Origin of the sequence: Paraburkholderia sediminicola, assembly GCF_046026895.1 — a bacterium.
GTDB classification, from domain to species: Bacteria; Pseudomonadota; Gammaproteobacteria; order Burkholderiales; family Burkholderiaceae; genus Paraburkholderia; species Paraburkholderia sediminicola_C.
In genome coordinates, this window is the sequence record NZ_JAQQEU010000027.1 from 16,490 (window position 1) to 34,908 (window position 18,419).

Consider the following 18,419-nt stretch of genomic DNA (forward strand, 5'->3'; position numbering starts at 1 on the left):
TTTCCAGACTTCGGCGTGGGCCGGCGGGCGCTCAGTCGGAAGCCCGTAGGCTCGCCTCGGCCTGTCCTCGCATCAACGCCGCGCTTTCGTCGGCGTCGATCAGTACGAAGCCGCTCGCCGCGTGCTTCGCGCGGCGCTTGGCGAGCGCCGCGACCGACGCGATCTGCTCGCTGCCATACTCCGACGGGCCGCCGGCCGGCTCGACGCGCACGCAGCCGATCGCCATCGTCACAAAGCCGAAAAAGGTCGGATTGCCGCGCCGGTCCTCGCCTTGGATGCCGCCGGCAAGCCGCTCGGCCGGCGCGCAAAAGCGCTGCGCACCCTCCCCATGTCGCGCACCACGATCAGATCCGCTTCGTTTTCGATACCTTCGGCCACCAGTTGCGCGCCGCTCGCCTGCGCGAAGTGCTGCACCGCGCGTACGGCCTCGAATTTGAGCGGATCGCTGGCGATGTCGTGGATGAAGATGCGCTCGATCTTCACCACGTCCGGTCGCAGACGGACCCACAGTCTCATGCTGGCATTCGCGGTGCCATAGTCGTCGAGCGCGAATTGTGCGCCGGCCGCGCGCAGCGCCACGATCACCGGCAGGAATTCGGCGGCATCCAGCAGCGTGCTCCGCTCGGTCAACTCGACCACGATCCGCCGCGGATCGACGCCGCGACGGCGCAGCAGCGCGAGCGTGTCGTCGCGGTCGTCGGCGAGGCGGCGCAGCGCGCCCGCGCTGAAGTTCAGGAACAGCTTGCCGTCCACAGCAAGCCGCGCAAACGCGTCGACGCAGGTGTGCGCGGCCGCGCGTTCGAGTTCGATCGCGCAGCCCTCGGCGGGCGCCTGCGAGAACAGCGCGAACGGCGTTTTGAGCGGCGTGCCGGCCGGACCGCGGATCAGACCCTCGTAGCCGGGAATCGCCCCGCCTTCGACGTCGACGATGGGCTGGAAGACGGCGGACAGCTCGCGCCGGGCGATCAGCTCCTCGATGCGCGGCCCGGCGGATCGCGAGGGCGAGCAAAGGTGCAGGGCAGAAGGACGTAGCGATCGACCTTCGGCCTATCGGCCGGACCGGCCCCGAATTAAGTGAACTTCTGGCGACGCTCGGCACCGGGATGGTGCGCGGCCAGGAATCGTCCTATGCCGTCCGGCTGAGGCGACAGCGCCCGCGTTTGCGCGTGAAATAACAAAAAAGCCGCACAAGGCGGCTTTCTTCAAACGACGCTCAGGGAGGGCGCTTATGAATGTCCTGTTTGCATTGCGCGCGTATTCACCGGCGTGCCACGGCGGTGGCGGCCCGCTCGCGCGAGGCGAGCTGGGTCTCGCCGCTGGTGTCGCGCGCGCCCCAGCGTTGCGCGAGCGCGGCGCACACCATCAGCTGGATCTGGTGGAACAGCATGAGCGGCAAGACTACGGCGCCGACCGCATGCGAGGCGAAAATGACCTTGGCCATCGGCACGCCGGCGGCGAGGCTTTTCTTCGAACCGCAGAAGATGATCGTGATCTGGTCCGCGCGGTTAAAGCCCAGGCGCTTGCTGACGAAGATCGTCACGGCCAGCGCGAGCGCGAGCAGCACGACGCAGAAGAGCAGCAAGCCGCCCAGCGCGGACAGCGGAATCTGGTGCCACAGGCCTTCGGCGACCGCCTCGCTGAACGCGCCGTACACCACCAGCAGGATCGAGCCCTGGTCGACGAACTTCAGCACGCCGCGATGGCGCTCGATCCATTTGCCGATCAGCGGGCGCAGGAGCTGGCCGGCCACGAACGGCACCAGCAGTTGCAGCACGATGTTGCCCACCGTGTGCCACGGCGAGGCCCCGCCGGCGGCGGCCTGATTGGTGACGACGAGACTGACGAGCGCGGGGGTGATGAAGATGCCGAGCAGGCTCGACGCGGACGCGCTGCATACGGCGGCCGGCACGTTGCCTTTGGCAATGGACGTGAACGCAATCGACGACTGAACCGTCGACGGCAATGTGCAGAGGAAGAGGACCCCCGCATAGAGCGCCGGCGTGACAAGTGGCGAAAGGAGCGGCTTAAGCGCGAGGCCGAGCAGCGGGAAGAGCGCGAACGTGCTGAGAAGTACGACCAGATGCAGGCGCCAATGCGTCGCGCCCGCAATGATCGCTTCGCGTGAGAGCTTGGCGCCATGCAGGAAGAACAGCAGGCCGACTGCCACGTTGGTCACCCAGTTGAATCCGGCGGCGGCCTGGCCATGAACTGGCAGGAGGCTGGCAAGGACCACAGTGCCGACGAGGCACAGGGTGAAGTTGTCGGGAAGCAGTTTCGGGCGAGCCATGTCGGAATCTCGATTCGGTGATGCGCAATAGCGGCGCGTACGCATGACACACGCGTGAAGGAGGCGCCGCCGTTTATCGGAAACGACTATTGTTGCTGAAGTTCGATTAAATAGGCAAATTCATTTGCCGAATTGATTAATGATTAGCGTGCATCAAAAGGCGTCCTGGCGGTGGCTGAATGCCGCCGTTGCCTGAATGTCAGTATCGGTGACGGCCCCTCATTGGTCCATCGCGAGTTAACAATGCAGACGACCAGGCACGCGCCGGTTTGTCATAGGCAAGGAGGTTCGCGAAGCTCGCAAACGCCCGCCGCGCAGGATGTGTCGACGCTCGCGCGCACGGGCTGTGTCGCAGAAAAACGTCGCAGTAACAACGTGTTACATCCACGGCGGAGGCCTAACACTTTTTGGCTCGACACCCTCTGCCGCCGCCCATAAATTACGGTTCAAAGGCCGTCGGGATCACCCGCGTCGCGACATGAACGCGGCGTCTCTGCCAGTCCCAGAACAAGTCCATCGCAGCTCGAACGGTGGTCTTCAGGCAAGTCTTCGGGCATGAGAGTCACCAGGTGGACGGGTTGTCGAGAACTAGGCACTGGGCGTTGGGCGCGGTCATCGCTGCGCTGTGTTCGTTCGCCTTTGCAAAGGCGCCGGGAATGCCCCATGGCGGTGGCGGAGCCGGTCACTCGCATGTCGCTTCAGACCGCGCGATGCGCGGGGAAGCGCGTCACGGCGGCCACGACTACAGCACGTCTGCGGCAAGACCCCCGCGTAATCCGATGTCAGAGCGCGGCCGTGAATTTGCGGGCCTCACTTATGCGGACGGCTTCAATATCTATCGCCCCGGCATGCGGCGTGTGGCCGGACCGTCCGGTTATGCCGGCGATGGTGTTGGCCGCATGCAGTACGCGGGCGCCATTACGCCGGTCAGCGCCGAATCGCGCTCGGTGCCGCGGCCGCCACCCAACGGACCCGTGCGCAGCGGTTCGATTCGCGCCGACGTCGCGCGCTACAACGAAGAACGCGGCTCGGCGCGCGCCACGCAGCGCCCGGCCGACGACCCGCGTCCGCCAGAAGGCTCGCCATATCGCAACTAGCGCTAGCTGGCCGCAACTAGCGGCTGACGAGGCCGCCGGCGTGCGACCAACGGCGAGCAAGTAGCCGCCAGCAGTTCGCAATACGGGCAGTTCAGTCTCGCGGGCAACCCAGCCACCAAGCGATCCCCGCCCGCTCACCGCCTGCCAAATCTCGTTCGGCATTCCTGCCGGACCCTCGCCTGCGTTTCCCAACTGCCTTGTCTTCGGTCGCCGCTTTAACGCGTGCACCCCCTTGACCCGCCCAATGTGACGTTTCGACGCCACACTTTTTTTGAAAACGCTCGCAGGCAAAACCCCATCGTCGTCAAATCGGGGCTTTTCTGCGGCGGCGCGTCATTTCCATGTCATCGAAGTGCGTAATCGCCGGCTGGCGCGGTGTTCGCGCCGCTCGTCCGCTCGCGACGCCAGCGTCAATCCGATAACAACGCCGATGAGCAGCGCAATAGCAGGCCGATAAGCGACAAAACTAACCGAACCGATATACCCGCAATAACCAGCAATATTTTTGTCCATAAAAATGGTCCGCAAAGATGGTCCCGCCCTGATCGGCTCGATGATCGAGCGGACGACAACACTGCTTCGCGCGAGCCCCCCTTTCGCACAGCCACACCCCTTTTGACAAAGACTGGAGAACCCATGAAAACAAGCATCAGCCGTGCGCTGAAGACCACCCTCAAGGCAGCCGCGTGTGCCGCTTTGCTGGCCAGTGCATCGTCTGCTTTTGCGCAATCGAGCGTGCAACTTTACGGCCAGGTCGACGAATGGGTCGGGTCGCAGAAATTCCCCGGGGGGAAGACCGCTGTGGTGGTGTCCGGCGGGGGCATGTCGACATCGTACTGGGGTATGAAGGGGGCTGAAGATCTGGGCAACGGCTACAAGGCGATCTTCACGCTGGAAGGCTTCTTCCGCGCACAGAACGGCCAGTACGGCCGCTTCACGGGCGACACCACGTTCTCACGCAATGCCTACGTCGGGATCGAGTCGCCGTACGGTACGGTGACGGCCGGCCGCCTGACCACGCCGCTGTTCGTTTCGACGATCCTGTTCAACCCGTTCGTCGACTCGTATGTGTTCTCGCCGATGGTCTACCACACGTACCTCGGCCTCGGCACGTTCCCGACCTACACGACCGATCAGGGCGTGACCGGCGACTCGGGCTGGAACAACGCGGTGTCGTATGCGTCGCCGAACTTCAGCGGCCTGTCGGCCACCGCGATGTACGCGCTCGGCAACACGACGCAGAATGGCGCGAAGAAGTGGAGCGGCCAGGTGCTGTACTTCCACGGCCCGTTCGCGGCGACCGCGGTCTATCAGTACGTGAACTTCAACAACGTCCCCGGCGACCTCGGCAGCTTCGAAACGTCGGGTGTTCCTGGGCTGCGCAGCCAGAGCGTCGCGCAAGCCGGCGTGTCGTACGACCTGAAGTTCGTGAAGTTCTACGGCCAGTACATGTACACGTACAACAACCAGCAGGTCACGAGCTGGCATGTGAACACGGGACAGGGTGGCGTCACTGTGCCGTTCGGCCCGGGCTCGGTGATGGCGTCCTACGCGTATTCACGTAACGGCGGCGGTTCCAACCAGACCCGTCAGACGGCCGCGGTCGGCTACGACTACCCGCTGTCCAAGCGCACGGACGTGTATGCGGCTTACCTGTATGACCACATCACCGGTCAGTCGAGCGGTAACACGTACGGCGCTGGCTTGCGCGCGAAGTTCTAGGCGTCGTCTGGAGGCTGCTGGGGGGCCTGCTCTTAGGCGATGATGGGCGCCGTCAGCCCGGACAAGCGCAGGCCCTGGCGATTCGCCACGGACAGCAGCATCAACAGCAAAGCCCTCCTTCCGCCGAAGGCGGGCTTTGCCGCTTCTGGCCTTCACATCGCTCGAGTTTGCCGACCGCCTTTTGATAAACCCGGCAAAATGACGGCGATTGATTCCTGGAGCGAGCGATTGAGATGGATACCCTCGTTAGCATGAAAGTGTTCCGCCAGGTGGTCGAAGTCGGCAGCTTCGTCGGCGCGGCCGAGCGGATGGAGATGTCGGCGGCCATGGCGAGCAAGCATGTGATGCACCTCGAACAGCAGCTCGGCGCGCGCTTGCTGAACCGCACCACGCGGCGCGTCGCGCCGACCGAGGCGGGCCGCGAATACTACGAACGGCTGAGCCAGGTGCTGACCGAACTCGAGGAAGCCGAGCAGGCCGTCGGCGCGGCCAGTGTCGTGCCGCAAGGGCGCTTGCGGGTGTCGTCGCTGTCGGCGTTCGGCCTGAGCCACGTGATGGCCGCGGTGGCGGACTATGCCGCGCAGTATCCGCAAGTCACCGTCGACATGACCTTGTCCGACCGCGTCGTCGAACTGATCGACGAAGGCTTCGACGTCGCGATCCGCGCGTCACCGGGCGGTTTGAAGTCGTCGTCGCTGATCGCGCGGCAGATCGCGACCGCGCACCTCGTGCTGTGCGCGTCGCCCGCCTATCTGCGGCGGCACGGCACGCCGAAGAGCGTCGCCGATCTCGCGAACCACAACTACTTGCAGTACGCGGGCGTGTCGGCGCTCGAAATCGCGACCGGCGACGCGTCGCCGCGCGTGCGTCTGTCGGGCAATCTCATCGTCAACCATCTGGAAGCGCAGCGCGTGATCGTGCTGCATGGCGCGGGGATCGCGATGCTCGGCACCGAGGTGATCGGCGACGACCTGGCCGCGGGGCGTCTGGTGCCGCTGCTCGTCGAAGAAGTGCCGCCGCGTGAATTGCCGATCCATGTGGTGTACGCGAGCCGGCGGCATCTGTCGGCCAAAGTGCGCTCGTTCGTCGACTTTCTGGCTGAGCGGTTCTCGAATGAATCGCTGTGGCCGTCGCTGGAGCAGATCAGGGCGCTGGCGGGGCGTTAGCTGGGGGCGTCGACGGTCGCGGGCGGGTTGCTCGCGCGATCAAGTCAAGCTTGATGGGCGGGCGGTGTTGATTCGCGCCGGGCGCACGTTAGCCAACGCCCACCGCGTCCCAAAGCGCCGTAAGACCGGCCCAGGCGCCGCAACCCATTTCGCTATACTGGTTGCCAGCACCCATACGCGTAACGATCTGGGGGAGACATGACCGATCTGTCCACGCCGCAGCACGTGGGCGGCCAGAAGCTGCCCGCGGCCCGGCGCCTGCGCTTTGTCACCGCCGCCGCGTTGTTCGACGGCCACGATGCGTCGATCAACATCATGCGGCGCATCCTGCAGTCGAGCGGCGTCGAGGTGATTCACCTCGGCCACAACCGCTCCGTCGCTGAAGTCGCCAACGCGGCGCTGCACGAGGACGCCGACGGCGTCGCCGTGTCCAGCTATCAGGGCGGTCACAACGAATATTTCCGGTATCTGGTCGACTTGCTGCGCGCGCGCGGCGGCGAGCGCATCAAGGTTTTCGGCGGCGGCGGCGGAGTGATCGTCCCCGAAGAGATCGCCGAACTCGAGCGCTATGGCGTCGAAAAGATCTATTCGCCGCACGACGGCCAGCGGCTCGGCCTGCAAGGGATGATCGACGACATGATCGGGCGCTGCGCGCAAGGCGCGCGTGCGGCGATGGACGCGGGGCGCTCGGCGCTCGACGAGTGGGTCGCGGATCTGTCGGCGCGGCGGCTGCCGAGGTTCGAAGCGCGCGGTGCGAAGCGTGGCGACGATCAGGTGGACGGCACCGGTGGTTCCGCTGGGGAACCGAGCCAGGTGGGCGATGCGGCCAACGCGACGAACCGCAGCGCAGATGCTAATCGCACCGCGAGCACCGCCAACTCTCCCGACCTCGCATCCCCCACTTTCCGCCGTCTCGCGCAACTAATCAGCGCCTTCGAAGCAAACGCTGTCGATCCCACCAGCCGCGCAGCGCTGTCAGCCCTCGCCAAAGCCGCCGCGATTCCCGTCCTCGGCATCACCGGCACGGGCGGCGCGGGCAAATCGTCGCTCACCGACGAGCTGATCCGCCGTTTCCGGCTCGACTACGACGACGCGCTCACCATTGCCGTGCTGGCCATCGATCCGTCGCGCCGCAAGTCCGGTGGCGCGCTTCTGGGCGACCGCATCCGCATGAACGCGATCGGAGACTGGGGCAACGGCGCGCGCGTCTACATGCGTTCGATGGCGACGCGCGAAGCGTCGAGCGAACTCTCCGACGCGCTGCCCGACGCGCTGATGCTGTGCAAAGCGGCGGGCTTCGATCTGATCATCGTCGAGACATCCGGAATCGGGCAGGGCGATGCGGCGATCGTGCCGTTCGTCGACGCATCGCTGTACGTGATGACGCCCGAGTTCGGCGCGGCGAGCCAGCTGGAGAAGATCGACATGCTCGACTTCGCCGGCTTCGTCGCAATCAACAAGTTCGATCGCAAAGGCGCGCCGGACGCATTGCGCGACGTCGCCAAGCAGGTGCAGCGCAATCGCGCCGACTTCGCGAAATCGCCCGAGGAGATGCCGGTGTTCGGCACGATCGCTTCGCGCTTCAACGACGACGGCGTGACCGCGTTGTACCGGCACATCGCCGACGCGCTGCGGGCGCACGGGCTGCGCGCCGGCGGCGGGCATCTGGTGGCGCCTGACGGTCTGCGCTTTTCGAGCGGCCGCAACGCGATCGTGCCGCCGGCGCGCGTGCGCTATCTGGCCGACATCGCGCAGACGGTTCACGGTTACCGCGAGCGAGCCGATGCGCAAGCGCGCATCGCGCGCGAGCGTTGGCAACTGATCGAGGCGCGACGCATGCTTGAGGAGGCGAGTGTCACTGCCGCAGACTCCCCCCTCGACACCTTGATCGCCCAACGCACCGCCGCGCTAGGCGAGCGCGAGCGCAATCTCCTCGACGCCTGGCCGCAGACCGTGGCCGCCTATTCCGGCGCCGAACACGTCGTCCGCATTCGCGAGCGCGAATTTCGCACCGCGCTCACCGTGACGACGCTCTCCGGCTCTGAAGTCCGCAAAGTCGCGTTGCCGAAATTCGTCGACCACGGCGAAATCCTGCGCTGGCTGATGCTCGACAATCTGCCGGGCTACTTCCCTTTCACCGCCGGCGTGTTCCCATTCCGCCGCGAGAACGAAGACCCCACCCGCATGTTCGCCGGCGAAGGCGATCCGCAACGCACCAACCGCCGCTTCAAACTGCTCTCCGAGGGCATGCCGGCCAAACGTCTTTCGACCGCGTTCGACTCTGTCACGCTATACGGCGAAGAACCGCACGAGCGACCGGACATCTACGGCAAGGTCGGCAACTCGGGCGTCTCGGTCGCGACGCTCGACGACATGAAAGCGCTGTACGACGGCTTCGACCTGTGCTCGCCGCAAACCTCGGTCTCGATGACGATCAACGGCCCCGCGCCGACCATCCTCGCGATGTTCTTCAACGTCGCCATCGATCAGCAGATCGCGCGCAGGCAAGCGCAGCAAGGCCGCCAGCTCACCGACGACGAGCTCGCGGCGACCTGCCGCGCGGCATTGGAGAACGTGCGCGGCACCGTGCAGGCCGACATCCTGAAGGAGGACCAAGGCCAGAACACCTGCATTTTTTCTACCGAGTTCAGCCTGAAAGTGATGGGCGATATTCAGGCGTACTTCGTCGAGCACGGCGTGCGCAATTTCTATTCGGTGTCCATCTCCGGCTATCACATCGCGGAGGCCGGCGCGAATCCGATTTCGCAACTCGCCTACACGCTGGCGAACGGCTTCACCTACGTCGAGGCCTATCTGGCGCGCGGCATGTCGATCGACGACTTCGCGCCGAATCTGTCGTTCTTCTTTTCGAACGGCATGGACCCCGAATACACGGTGCTGGGCCGCGTGGCGCGGCGCATCTGGGCGATCGCGATGCGCGAGCGCTACGGCGCGAACGAGCGCAGCCAGAAGCTCAAGTATCACGTGCAGACTTCGGGCCGCAGCCTGCACGCGCAGGAGATCGACTTCAACGACATCCGCACCACGCTGCAGGCGCTGATCGCGATCTACGACAACTGCAATTCGCTGCACACCAATGCCTTCGACGAAGCGATCACCACGCCGACCGAGGATTCGGTGCGCCGCGCGGTGGCGATCCAGCTGATCATCAACCGCGAATGGGGACTCGCGAAGAACCAGAATCCGAACCAGGGCAGCTTCGTGATCGACGAATTGACCGATCTGGTGGAGGCGGCGGTGCTCGCCGAATTCGACCGGCTGACCGAGCGCGGCGGCGTGCTCGGCGCGATGGAGACCGGTTACCAGCGCGGGCGCATCCAGGACGAGTCGATGCTGTACGAGCATCGCAAGCATGACGGCTCGTATCCGATCGTCGGCGTGAATACGTTCTTGAGCGCGCATCCGCATGAAGCACCACAGCCGATCGTGCTGGCCCGCTCCACCGACGCTGAAAAGCAGAGCCAGTTGCAACGTCTGCGCGCTTTCCAGGCCCGGCATCGCGAAGCGGCGCCGGCGGCGCTCGAACGTCTGAAGCGCGCGGTGATCGACGATGACAACGTGTTCGCGGTGTTGATGGACGTGGTGCGCGTGTGTTCGCTCGGGCAGATCACCCACGCGTTGTTCGAGGTGGGCGGACAGTACCGCCGCAACATGTAGGCGCGCACTGCAACGCTTGCAGCGGATGCACGGCATGCGCTGCGGCCCGGCGTGGGGCGAGCCGCAGCGACGGAGCGCCAGCGCTCCCTTGAGTCCGCGCGTTAGCGCGCAGCCTGGCGCGCAATTCCCAGCCGCGCCTTCGCGTCCTCATATTCCTTCGACAAACGCTGCACCAGTTCGCTGACGCTCGGCACATCGTCCATCAGGCCGACACCCTGGCCTGCGCCCCAGATGTCTTTCCACGCCTTCGCCTTGTCGCTGCCGAAGTTCATCTTGCTCTTGTCCGACTCAGGCAGCGCGTCGGGGTCGAGCCCCGCGTTCAGAATGCTTTCGCGGATGTAGTTGCCATGCACGCCGGTAAACAGATTCGTATAAATGATGTCCGACGCCGTTGAGTTGACGATCGCCTGCTTGTAGCTGTCGACCGCGTGCGCTTCCTTCGTCGCGATGAAGCGCGTGCCCATGTAGGCGAGATCCGCGCCCATTGCCTGGGCCGCGAGGATCGAGCCGCCGTTGGCGATCGAGCCGGACAGCACGATCGGGCCGTCGAAGATGCGCCGTACTTCGCCGACCAGCGCGAACGGCGAGGTCGTGCCCGCATGGCCGCCCGCGCCGGACGCCACCAGGATCAGGCCGTCGACGCCCGCTTCCAGCGCCTTCTGCGCGTGACGCAGATTGATCACGTCGTGCAGCAGGATGCCGCCGTAGCTATGCACCGCATCGACGATTTCGCGCGCGGGCGCGCGCAGGCTCGTGATGAAAATCGGCACCTTGTGTTCGACGCACACACGCACATCCTGTTCGAGCCGTGTGTTCGACTGATGGACGATCTGGTTGACGGCGATCGGCCCGACGATCGCATCGGGGTTGGCCGCCGTGTGCGCGGCGAGCTGCGTCTGGATCTGTGTGAGCCATTCGTCGAGCAGTTCGGCGGGGCGCGCATTCAGCGCGGGGAACGAGCCGACGATGCCGGCCTTGCATTGGGCCAGCACGAGTTCGGGATAGCTGACGATGAACATCGGCGAAGCGACGACGGGCAGCGCAAGATTTTGCAGGACGGCGGGCAATGCCATGGTGCGAGTCTCCTGATTTGGGCGGACTGGTGCGAGCTTGAGCGCCCGGTGTTTGAAGTTTAGCGGCACAGGGGTTGCGGCGTGTCGCAGCGAACGGGTTCACGCTGCCCCGACGATTCCGCACGCATCGGCCAAGGCCGCTCGGTTATTTAAGAACGGTCGTTCGATTATAAGTGAAGCGCGGATTTCGCGCCGGCGGCTTGGTTTCGTACGATTGGAAGGAGTGTTCAGGTTCTATGCTTGCGTGGGATATCCCACCCCGTGCAGGCATTTGGGGCTTCTACAATGCAGTCACTCACAAATGACAAAAGAGAGAGACGCCATGGCCTTCGAGAATTTCACGTCCTTTCGCGTCGCCGTGGGCGATGTCGATATTTTCGGAGTGAAGGGCGGAGCAGGGCCGCCTCTGTTGTTGTTGCACGGTCATCCGCAGTCGCATCTGATCTGGCAGCGCTGCGCCGCGCAGTTGGCTGCGCATTTCACTGTCATCGCAACCGATCTGCGTGGTTATGGCGCGTCGGGCAAACCCCCGAGCGACCCCACGCACGCGCCGTATTCCAAACGCGCGATGGCTGCCGAGCAGGTGGCTGTGATGCGCCATTTCGGCTTTGCGAAATTCCTCGTGTGCGCGCACGATCGCGGCGCGCGCGTCGCGCACCGGATGGCGCTGGATCACGCGGACGCGGTCGAGCGTCTGATGCTGCTCGACATCGCGCCCACACTCGCGATGTACGAAGCCACCGACCGCACGTTCGCGACGCACTACTACCACTGGTTCTTCCTGATCCAACCGGAGCCGTTGCCCGAAACGCTGATCGGCGCGAACCCGGCCGCTTATGTCGATGCAGTGATGGGCGGTCGCCATGCGGGCCTCGCGCCGTTCGAGCCCGCCGCACTCGAAGCCTATCGCGCGGCGCTCGCGCAACCGGGCGCCGTGCATGCGATGTGCGAGGACTACCGCGCGTCGGCGAGCATCGACCTCGAACACGATCGTGCCGACATCGAACGGGGCAACAAGATCGGCTGTCCGCTGCGCGTGTTGTGGGGCGATAAAGGTGTGATCGAGAAGTGCTTCGACGCGCTCGCCGAGTGGCGTCACGTGGCGCGCGACGTGAGTGGGCGTGCGCTGTCGTGCGGGCATTACATTCCCGAAGAAGCGCCGGACGAACTGATTGCTGAAATGCTGTCGTTCTTCGAAGCGGTCGAATAGTAGCGGCCGGCGGCTTGTTTCATGCGCCGTCGCGAGCGCGGCGGCGCGCGTCGCTCAACCGAGCGGCGGCAGACGGCGCGCGACCGGCGTCGATTTGACGATCGCGGTGCTGGTCTCCGCGCGCTCGCTCACTTTCGACAGAATCTCGTCGAGTTGCTCGATCGAATGCAGATACAGGCGGCAGATGAAGCAATCGTCGCCGGTCACCTTGTCGCATTCGACGAACTCCGGAATGCGCCGGATCACCTCTTCCACCAGATGCAGCTGACCGGGTAAGGGCTTCACGCGCACGATCGCCTGCAGCGTGAAACCGAGCGCGCGCGGATTGATCTGCACCGTGAAGCGCTCGATCACCCCTTGTGCTTCGAGCCGCCGGATGCGTTCGGCGGTGCTCGGCGCCGAGAGTCCCACCGCGCGAGCCAGTTCGCTGACCGCCTGGCGGGCGTCGTCAGCGAGCGCGGCGAGAAGCGCGCGGTCCGTGTCGTCGAGCGACGCCGGCGTGGACGGGGCAAGGCGTTTGCTCATGATGGCCTTCGATTATTAGGTTGCATCAGCGGATGGCCTAAGTTTAGCCATGTATTCGCGCAATCGGATTAATTACACTGCTGGTCATGCAGGAATCAATTCGAGGATCGAATCATGGCATCCGATGAAATTCGCCGCGGGGCCGCGGAGATGAGCATGGCGATGCTGATGTCCGGCACCATCGGCTGGCTGCTGGTGTCCTCGCAGCAAAGCCCGTTCAACGTGGTGTTTTTCCGCTGCATTTTCGGTGGCGCGACGCTGGCCCTGGTGTGCGCGGTGCTCGGCCTCTTCAGGCGCAAGCTGTTCTCTTGGCAGATGGTCGGCCTCGCGCTGCTCGGCGGTGCGGCGATCGTCATCAACTGGGTGTTGCTGTTCGCCGCATATTCGCGCGCGTCGATCTCGATGGCGACGGCCGTCTACAACACCCAGCCCTTCATGCTGGTCGCGCTCGGTGCGCTGGTGTTTCGCGAACGCATCAGCGCGTCGACGGTGGTGTGGCTGGTGGTCGCGTTCATCGGGCTCGTGTTCGTCGTGAAGGTCGAGCCAGCGGTGCTCGCGGTGCCGGGCCACTATCTCGTCGGGGTCGCTTATGCCGTGGGCGCGGCGGCGATGTACGCGGTGTCGTCGATCATCACGAAGCGGCTCAAGGGCACGCCACCGCATCTGATCGCGTTGATCCAGGTTTCGCTCGGCGTAGTGATGCTCGCGCCGTTCGTGCGCTTCGACGCGCTGCCGGCGAGCGGCGCGCAGTGGCTCGAGCTGGTCGTGCTCGGTGTCATCAATACCGGCCTCATGTATGTGCTGTTGTACGGCGCAATCCAGAAGTTGCCGACTTTGATGACCGGCGCGCTGTCGTTCATCTATCCGGTAGTCGCGATCATCGTCGATCGCATCGCATTCGGGCAGACGCTAGCCTGGATTCAGGTGCTCGGTGCAGTGCTGATTCTGCTGGCAGCCGCGGGCGTCAATCTCGGTTGGCGAATCGTGCCGCAGAAGCGCTTTTCGTCGACGTGGTAAGCACCATGTTTTTCTGGTTAGCGGCAACGCTACGGATTCCGGAATAACTTGGGCGTGCTATGAGGGCTATTGCGCACGATATTGGGGGTGCCATAACACCGTGTGTATGCGGCTTTAAATGACGGCGTCAAACATCTGTAGGGAAATCACCGATGCGGTGAAAAAACCGCCACGCGTATCATTCATACCGACGCTGATCACGTCCGACAGAATTTCCGCCGCTCGCCTCGAAGGTCGAGCGGCTTTCTTTTTGTGGCACTGTTTTTCGCGCAGAGGGTCCGACGGCGCTTTCCCGCACAAGCTCATGCGCTAGCGCGCAGCGCACTACGCCCGGCGCGCGACGATCCGCGTGCCATCCATCTCCAGCGGTCCATTTTTCGCCGCCAACTCACCGACGATATCCTTCACCAGCGCAGGCCATTGGCCACGCGGCTTGAGCATCGACGCCGCGGCGCGCATCACGGCGGCGTCGTCGAGCATTTGCCGCAGCGTGTCGAAACTCATCGCGCGGACTTCGAGCAGCTTGAACACGATCAGCACCTTCAACGCGTTCCTCGCGTTGCGCGCGGGGTCGGCGCGCAGCCACGCGACGCGCGAAAAGGCCCGTTCAAGGGCCTGTTCGACGTTCGTGAACGGCGCACCATGACCTGGGATCACGAGGCGCACGTCCAGCCCGGCAATCGCGTCGAGCACCGCCTGTTCTTCGGCGAACCCGCTTTCGCCTTCCAGCTCGGGAAAAATTACACCGAAGCCGTTTTCCCACAGTGCGTCCGCGCTGATCAGGATGCGCTCGTGCGCGCAGTACAGCATCAGCGAATGCGGATCGTGGCCGGGCGCGCCGAGTATCTGCCAGTCCAGCGCGCCGAGCCGCAATTGCGCTCCGGGCGCCATCGTGCCGGTGAAGCTGAAGCGCTCGCACGTTTGACCGGTCGCGCGAAAGGTGAGGCGCGCTTCGTCCCAGTCGCGCACGGCGTCGGCTTCGGATGCGGGAATCACGGTGCGGCACGGCCACGTCGCCTGCAACAGCGCATTGCCGCCGCAATGGTCCGAATGCAGATGCGTGTTGACGATCAGATCGAGCGGCCGCGCGCCGAGCGTTTGCCGCAGCAGCGCCAGCGTTTGCGGCGCGTGCGTCGCATAGCCGGTGTCGACGAGCGCGGCGCAGGCGTCGTCGACCAGCAGCACGTTGTTCGACGAAAGCCAGCCGCGTTCGAAGACCCGGATCGATTCCGGCAGCGTGATCATGGGGCAGGGACCTGCGCGTTCGCGTGCGCGGACGCTTCGGGCTTCGGCATCACGAGAATGGTCGAGCTGCCCATCAACACCGTCTCGCCGCGCTGGTTCACGACAGTGCCTTCGAGATGCGTCAGATCGCCGTTCAGGCTCGGCTTCCAATAAGCGTCACGCACGCGCCAGCGGATGGTCAGCGAGTCGTGCGCATGGACGGCCTTTTTCAGCTTGATTTCGAACTCAAGGCCCAGCGGTTGCGCGTAGGTCGAGAAATGCGTCGCCAGCAGCGCCATGAAATGCGCGGTTGGCTGCGTGCCGGACGCGATCAGACCGCCGAAGCGGCTTTGCGCGGCATAGGTCTCGTCGTGGTGCAGCGGGTTGAGATCGTTGACGAGCGTGGCGAACGATTTCACCGAGTCCGCCGACAACTCGAACATCGAGCTGAACGTCTCGCCGATCGTGACGATGCGCGGCGGCGCGTTCATCGCTTCACGTTGGTCTGGTTCGCCATGCACTGCGCGTGGCGTAGCTCGATGGCGTCCCATACCGCGCGCTTCTCGTCGTCGTCGAACAGCGACCAGCCGGCGATCTCGTCGATGGTGCGCAGGCACCCTTCGCACCAGCCGGTCGACGCATCCATCGCGCACACGCCGATGCAGGGCGACAACACGGCGCCGTGTTCGTCTGCGTGATCCATGCGGGCGGTCATCGCGTCACGCCGTTTCGCGCAACGCCACATCCACGACCGGTGCGTCCGTCAAGGCGATCAATTCCTGCGCCGTCAGATTGAACACCGCATGCGGATGCCCTGCCGCGGCCCACAGGCTCTCCAGCACGAGCAGGTCGGCGTCGATCAGCGTGACCGGCTCAGTGGCGTGACCGATCGGGCAGACCCCGCCAATCGCATAGCCGGTTTTTTCGCGGACGAATTTCGCGTCCGCCCGGCCGATCTCGCCGACCTGCGCGGCCACCTTTTTTTCATCGACGCGATTCGCGCCGCTCGCGATCACCAGCACCGGCGCATCGTCGTCGCGGCGGCGAAACAGGATCGATTTGGCGATCTGCGCGACCGAGCAGCCGAGTCCGGCGGCGGCCTCGGCGGAAGTCTTGCCGGTCTCCGGCAACATCACGACTCGCCCGGCGTGGCCACGTTCGCGCAACAACAGCGCGACGCGGCGTGCCGAGTCGGGCAACGTGGTGAGATCGTCGGATTCGAGGGACACGTGGTCGGTCATCGCTTCAGGTCCTGATTGATAGTTGAATGGGTTCGATGGGCGAGCCGGGTGAAATCCAGAGACGCCTCGATTCGCCGGGATACCCTCAAACGCAGTTCGCCGCGTCACTGCGCGCCTTGGCGAGCAGCGCTTTTCCGGCGCGCGACACGTTGGGCCGGCCGATCTCCGTCGAGATGAAATCGCCGATCGCCACGACCTGCGCAAGATCGACGCCGGTCTCGATGCCGAGGCCGTTCATCAGATACAGCACGTCTTCGGTGGCGACGTTGCCGGTCGCGCCCTTCGCATACGGGCAGCCGCCCAGCCCCGCCACCGACGCATGATAAATCTCGATGCCTTCCTGCAACGCCGCGTAGATGTTCGCGAGCGCCTGGCCGTAGGTGTCGTGGAAATGGCCCGACAGACGCTCGCGCGGAAACACGCGGGTCACCGCTTCGAACACTTCGCGGGTGCGCTTCGCGGTGCCCACGCCGATCGTATCGGCGATATCGATTTCATCGCAGCCGAGCGCCGCGAAGCGTTCGACCACATCCACCACCGACGCAACCGGCACTTCGCCCTGATACGGACAGCCGAGCGAGCACGACACGCTGCCGCGAATCCGCACGCCATGTTGTTTGGCGGCCGCTGCGACCGGCGCGAATCGATCGATGCTTTCCGCGATGCTGCAATTGATGTTCTTCTGCGAAAACGCTTCACTGGCGGCGCCGAAGATCACGATCTCGTCCGCCCGCGCGGCGAGCGCGCCTTCGAAGCCGCGCAGGTTCGGCGTCAGCACCGAGTAGATCGTGCCCGGCCGGCGTTCGATACCGGCCATCACGTCGGCGCCGTCGGCCATCTGCGGCACCCATTTCGGCGATACGAACGAGGCCGCTTCGACATTGCGGAAACCCGCCGCGGACAAACGGTTGATCAACTCGATCTTGGTCGCGGTCGACACGAATTCCTTTTCGTTCTGCAGTCCGTCGCGCGGACCGACTTCGACGATTTTCACTTGCTGCGGTAAGGCCATGATCTGTCTCCTGCCGCGCGAGGCGGCGCTTTTTCAATTCGCTTGTTCAGTTCGCTCGATCAATCCGGTTCAATCCCATCAGTAGCCGCGTTCGAGGCTCACCACGCCGCTGACGGTCTCGCGCCGCATGAGCGCCGCGATTTTCCGCGCAACCTGTTCGACGCTTTCTTCACGCAGCGTCAGTGCGGACGTGTGCGGTGTGATCGTGATGCGCGGCGCCTGCCAGAACGGATGATCGGCGGGCAGCGGCTCTTCGCGGAACACGTCGAGCGTGGCGGCGGCGAGCTGGCCGCTCGCGAGCGCGTCGAGCAGATCCGCTTCGACCAGATGGCCGCCGCGCGCGACATTGATCAGATACGCGCCGCGCGCGAGCTTCGAGAAGGTCCGCGCGTTCAGCACGTCGCGGGTATCCGGCGTATGCGGCAACAGATTCACCAGCACCTTCGCGCCGTCGAGAAACGCGTCGAACTGCGCCGCGCCGGCGAACGTGGTGATGCCATCGATTTGCCGCGCGCCTCGGCTGTAGCCGCGCACCGGCATGCCGAACGCCGCGACCGCTTGCGCCACCTGAGCGCCGAGCACGCCCAGACCGAGCACGCCGACCGTGAAGGTTTCGCGCGGATGCGGATCGAGCACGTGCCAGCGGCGTTCGTTTTGCAGCGTCTGGTATTCGTCGAAACGGCGCAGGTAACGCAGCACCGCGTGCGTCACATACTCGGCCATTTGCGGACCCATGCCGGTGTCTTCGAGGCGGATCAACGGGACGTTGCGCGGCAGCGTGCCGGGTTGTTCGTGTTCGAGCGCGAGGATCGCGTCGACGCCCGCGCCGAGATTGAAAATGGCGCGCAGATCGTCGCGGCCGGCCAGCATCTCATGTGGCGGACGCCACACGACCGCGAAATCGGCGGGTGCGGTGTCGCCCGGTTGCCATTCACGCAGATCGGCCTCGGGCAGCGCGCGGGCGAAGTCGTGTAACCACGCGGCGGGGTCGGCATGCGGCATGTAGAAGAGGATTTTCATACGGTCCGAAAGGCGCGTGGGTTGTCGGGTCGGGTGACGAGAGAGCCACGTCGCGACGGCTGCCGCGCTTCTGACGACGCTTGCTGCATGGGGCCTCCTCGTTGATGGATAGGCTTCATTCTACTTTTTCGACACGGATCGCGCGCG

General features: G+C 64.8%; 16 protein-coding genes and 1 pseudogene. 6 read left to right on the forward strand and 11 right to left on the reverse strand.

Features of this window, described 5'->3' with window-relative positions:
• Positions 1–31: 31 nt before the first annotated feature.
• Positions 32–1,017, reverse strand: a pseudogene (locus PQR02_RS19715) (EAL domain-containing protein).
• Positions 1,018–1,258: 241 nt separating this feature from the next.
• Positions 1,259–2,287 carry a bile acid:sodium symporter family protein gene (locus PQR02_RS19720; RefSeq protein WP_408234464.1) on the reverse strand — a complete coding sequence of 343 codons (1,029 nt, stop codon included), beginning with the start codon at positions 2,285–2,287 and terminating at the stop codon, positions 1,259–1,261.
• Between the two features lie 515 nt (positions 2,288–2,802).
• Between PQR02_RS19720 and PQR02_RS19725 the strand changes: the two genes are divergently transcribed.
• Positions 2,803–3,384: a hypothetical protein gene (locus PQR02_RS19725; protein WP_408234706.1), complete on the forward strand. Its 582-nt coding sequence runs from the start codon at positions 2,803–2,805 to the stop codon at positions 3,382–3,384.
• Between the two features lie 333 nt (positions 3,385–3,717).
• On the opposite strand, the gene PQR02_RS19730 is transcribed toward PQR02_RS19725, so the two are convergent.
• The gene (locus tag PQR02_RS19730) at positions 3,718–3,897 is read right to left on the reverse strand and encodes a hypothetical protein (RefSeq protein WP_408234467.1); all 180 of its coding nucleotides are present in this window, start codon (positions 3,895–3,897) and stop codon (positions 3,718–3,720) included.
• 123 nt (positions 3,898–4,020) lie between these two features.
• Between PQR02_RS19730 and PQR02_RS19735 the strand changes: the two genes are divergently transcribed.
• The 3 genes from PQR02_RS19735 to icmF all read left to right on the forward strand — a co-directional run bounded on the left by PQR02_RS19735 (position 4,021) and on the right by icmF (position 9,950).
• A complete protein-coding gene (locus tag PQR02_RS19735; protein ID WP_408234470.1) occupies positions 4,021–5,106 on the forward strand; it encodes a porin in 1,086 nt (361 codons plus the stop codon).
• Positions 5,107–5,339: 233 nt separating this feature from the next.
• Positions 5,340–6,272: a LysR family transcriptional regulator gene (locus PQR02_RS19740; RefSeq protein WP_408234473.1), complete on the forward strand. Its 933-nt coding sequence runs from the start codon at positions 5,340–5,342 to the stop codon at positions 6,270–6,272.
• A gap of 198 nt (positions 6,273–6,470) precedes the next feature.
• On the forward strand, positions 6,471–9,950 hold the full coding sequence (gene icmF, locus PQR02_RS19745) for a fused isobutyryl-CoA mutase/GTPase IcmF (RefSeq protein WP_408234476.1): 3,480 nt from the start codon (positions 6,471–6,473) through the stop codon (positions 9,948–9,950).
• Between the two features lie 101 nt (positions 9,951–10,051).
• Here the strand turns inward: icmF and PQR02_RS19750 are convergent, their stop codons facing one another.
• Entirely contained in the window at positions 10,052–11,023 is a 972-nt protein-coding gene (locus PQR02_RS19750) for an NAD(P)H-dependent flavin oxidoreductase (protein ID WP_408234479.1), read from the reverse strand.
• 322 nt (positions 11,024–11,345) lie between these two features.
• Between PQR02_RS19750 and PQR02_RS19755 the strand changes: the two genes are divergently transcribed.
• Positions 11,346–12,233 (forward strand): alpha/beta fold hydrolase, encoded by an 888-nt coding sequence (locus PQR02_RS19755; RefSeq protein WP_408234482.1) that lies wholly within the window; start codon positions 11,346–11,348, stop codon positions 12,231–12,233.
• A 54-nt stretch (positions 12,234–12,287) separates the two neighbouring features.
• Here the strand turns inward: PQR02_RS19755 and PQR02_RS19760 are convergent, their stop codons facing one another.
• Entirely contained in the window at positions 12,288–12,758 is a 471-nt protein-coding gene (locus PQR02_RS19760) for an Lrp/AsnC family transcriptional regulator (RefSeq protein WP_408234485.1), read from the reverse strand.
• A 114-nt stretch (positions 12,759–12,872) separates the two neighbouring features.
• Here PQR02_RS19760 and PQR02_RS19765 point away from each other — a divergent pair, with 114 nt between their 5' ends.
• On the forward strand, positions 12,873–13,775 hold the full coding sequence (locus PQR02_RS19765; RefSeq protein ID WP_408234488.1) for a DMT family transporter: 903 nt from the start codon (positions 12,873–12,875) through the stop codon (positions 13,773–13,775).
• A gap of 324 nt (positions 13,776–14,099) precedes the next feature.
• Here PQR02_RS19765 and PQR02_RS19770 read toward each other — a convergent pair whose 3' ends face one another.
• From PQR02_RS19770 to PQR02_RS19795, 6 genes are all read right to left on the reverse strand, one after another.
• Positions 14,100–15,020 (reverse strand): MBL fold metallo-hydrolase, encoded by a 921-nt coding sequence (locus tag PQR02_RS19770; protein ID WP_408234491.1) that lies wholly within the window; start codon positions 15,018–15,020, stop codon positions 14,100–14,102.
• Entirely contained in the window at positions 15,017–15,490 is a 474-nt protein-coding gene (locus PQR02_RS19775; RefSeq protein ID WP_408234494.1) for a MaoC family dehydratase, read from the reverse strand. The genes PQR02_RS19770 and PQR02_RS19775 overlap by 4 nt, the downstream gene beginning before the upstream one ends.
• Positions 15,487–15,714, reverse strand: coding sequence for a DUF1289 domain-containing protein (locus PQR02_RS19780; RefSeq protein ID WP_408234497.1), 228 nt, complete (start codon positions 15,712–15,714; stop codon positions 15,487–15,489). Before PQR02_RS19780 ends, PQR02_RS19775 begins: the two co-directional genes overlap by 4 nt.
• A 4-nt stretch (positions 15,715–15,718) precedes the next feature.
• Positions 15,719–16,240, reverse strand: coding sequence for a YbaK/EbsC family protein (locus PQR02_RS19785; protein ID WP_408234500.1), 522 nt, complete (start codon positions 16,238–16,240; stop codon positions 15,719–15,721).
• A gap of 85 nt (positions 16,241–16,325) precedes the next feature.
• Positions 16,326–17,252 (reverse strand): hydroxymethylglutaryl-CoA lyase, encoded by a 927-nt coding sequence (locus PQR02_RS19790; protein ID WP_408234503.1) that lies wholly within the window; start codon positions 17,250–17,252, stop codon positions 16,326–16,328.
• 78 nt (positions 17,253–17,330) lie between these two features.
• Positions 17,331–18,272, reverse strand: coding sequence for a 2-hydroxyacid dehydrogenase (locus PQR02_RS19795; RefSeq protein WP_408234506.1), 942 nt, complete (start codon positions 18,270–18,272; stop codon positions 17,331–17,333).
• Between the last annotated feature and the right edge of the window lie 147 nt (positions 18,273–18,419).

Coding starts and splice junctions, on each gene's coding strand:
- PQR02_RS19785 (WP_408234500.1), bottom strand. CDS start 16,240: ATGACCGACCACGTGTCCCTCGAATCCGACGATCTCACCACGTTGCCC.
- icmF (WP_408234476.1), top strand. CDS start 6,471: ATGACCGATCTGTCCACGCCGCAGCACGTGGGCGGCCAGAAGCTGCCC.
- PQR02_RS19770 (WP_408234491.1), bottom strand. CDS start 15,020: ATGATCACGCTGCCGGAATCGATCCGGGTCTTCGAACGCGGCTGGCTT.
- PQR02_RS19765 (WP_408234488.1), top strand. CDS start 12,873: ATGGCATCCGATGAAATTCGCCGCGGGGCCGCGGAGATGAGCATGGCG.
- PQR02_RS19775 (WP_408234494.1), bottom strand. CDS start 15,490: ATGAACGCGCCGCCGCGCATCGTCACGATCGGCGAGACGTTCAGCTCG.
- PQR02_RS19735 (WP_408234470.1), top strand. CDS start 4,021: ATGAAAACAAGCATCAGCCGTGCGCTGAAGACCACCCTCAAGGCAGCC.
- PQR02_RS19750 (WP_408234479.1), bottom strand. CDS start 11,023: ATGGCATTGCCCGCCGTCCTGCAAAATCTTGCGCTGCCCGTCGTCGCT.
- PQR02_RS19755 (WP_408234482.1), top strand. CDS start 11,346: ATGGCCTTCGAGAATTTCACGTCCTTTCGCGTCGCCGTGGGCGATGTC.
- PQR02_RS19780 (WP_408234497.1), bottom strand. CDS start 15,714: ATGACCGCCCGCATGGATCACGCAGACGAACACGGCGCCGTGTTGTCG.
- PQR02_RS19720 (WP_408234464.1), bottom strand. CDS start 2,287: ATGGCTCGCCCGAAACTGCTTCCCGACAACTTCACCCTGTGCCTCGTC.
- PQR02_RS19730 (WP_408234467.1), bottom strand. CDS start 3,897: ATGGACAAAAATATTGCTGGTTATTGCGGGTATATCGGTTCGGTTAGT.
- PQR02_RS19795 (WP_408234506.1), bottom strand. CDS start 18,272: ATGAAAATCCTCTTCTACATGCCGCATGCCGACCCCGCCGCGTGGTTA.
- PQR02_RS19740 (WP_408234473.1), top strand. CDS start 5,340: ATGGATACCCTCGTTAGCATGAAAGTGTTCCGCCAGGTGGTCGAAGTC.
- PQR02_RS19790 (WP_408234503.1), bottom strand. CDS start 17,252: ATGGCCTTACCGCAGCAAGTGAAAATCGTCGAAGTCGGTCCGCGCGAC.
- PQR02_RS19760 (WP_408234485.1), bottom strand. CDS start 12,758: ATGAGCAAACGCCTTGCCCCGTCCACGCCGGCGTCGCTCGACGACACG.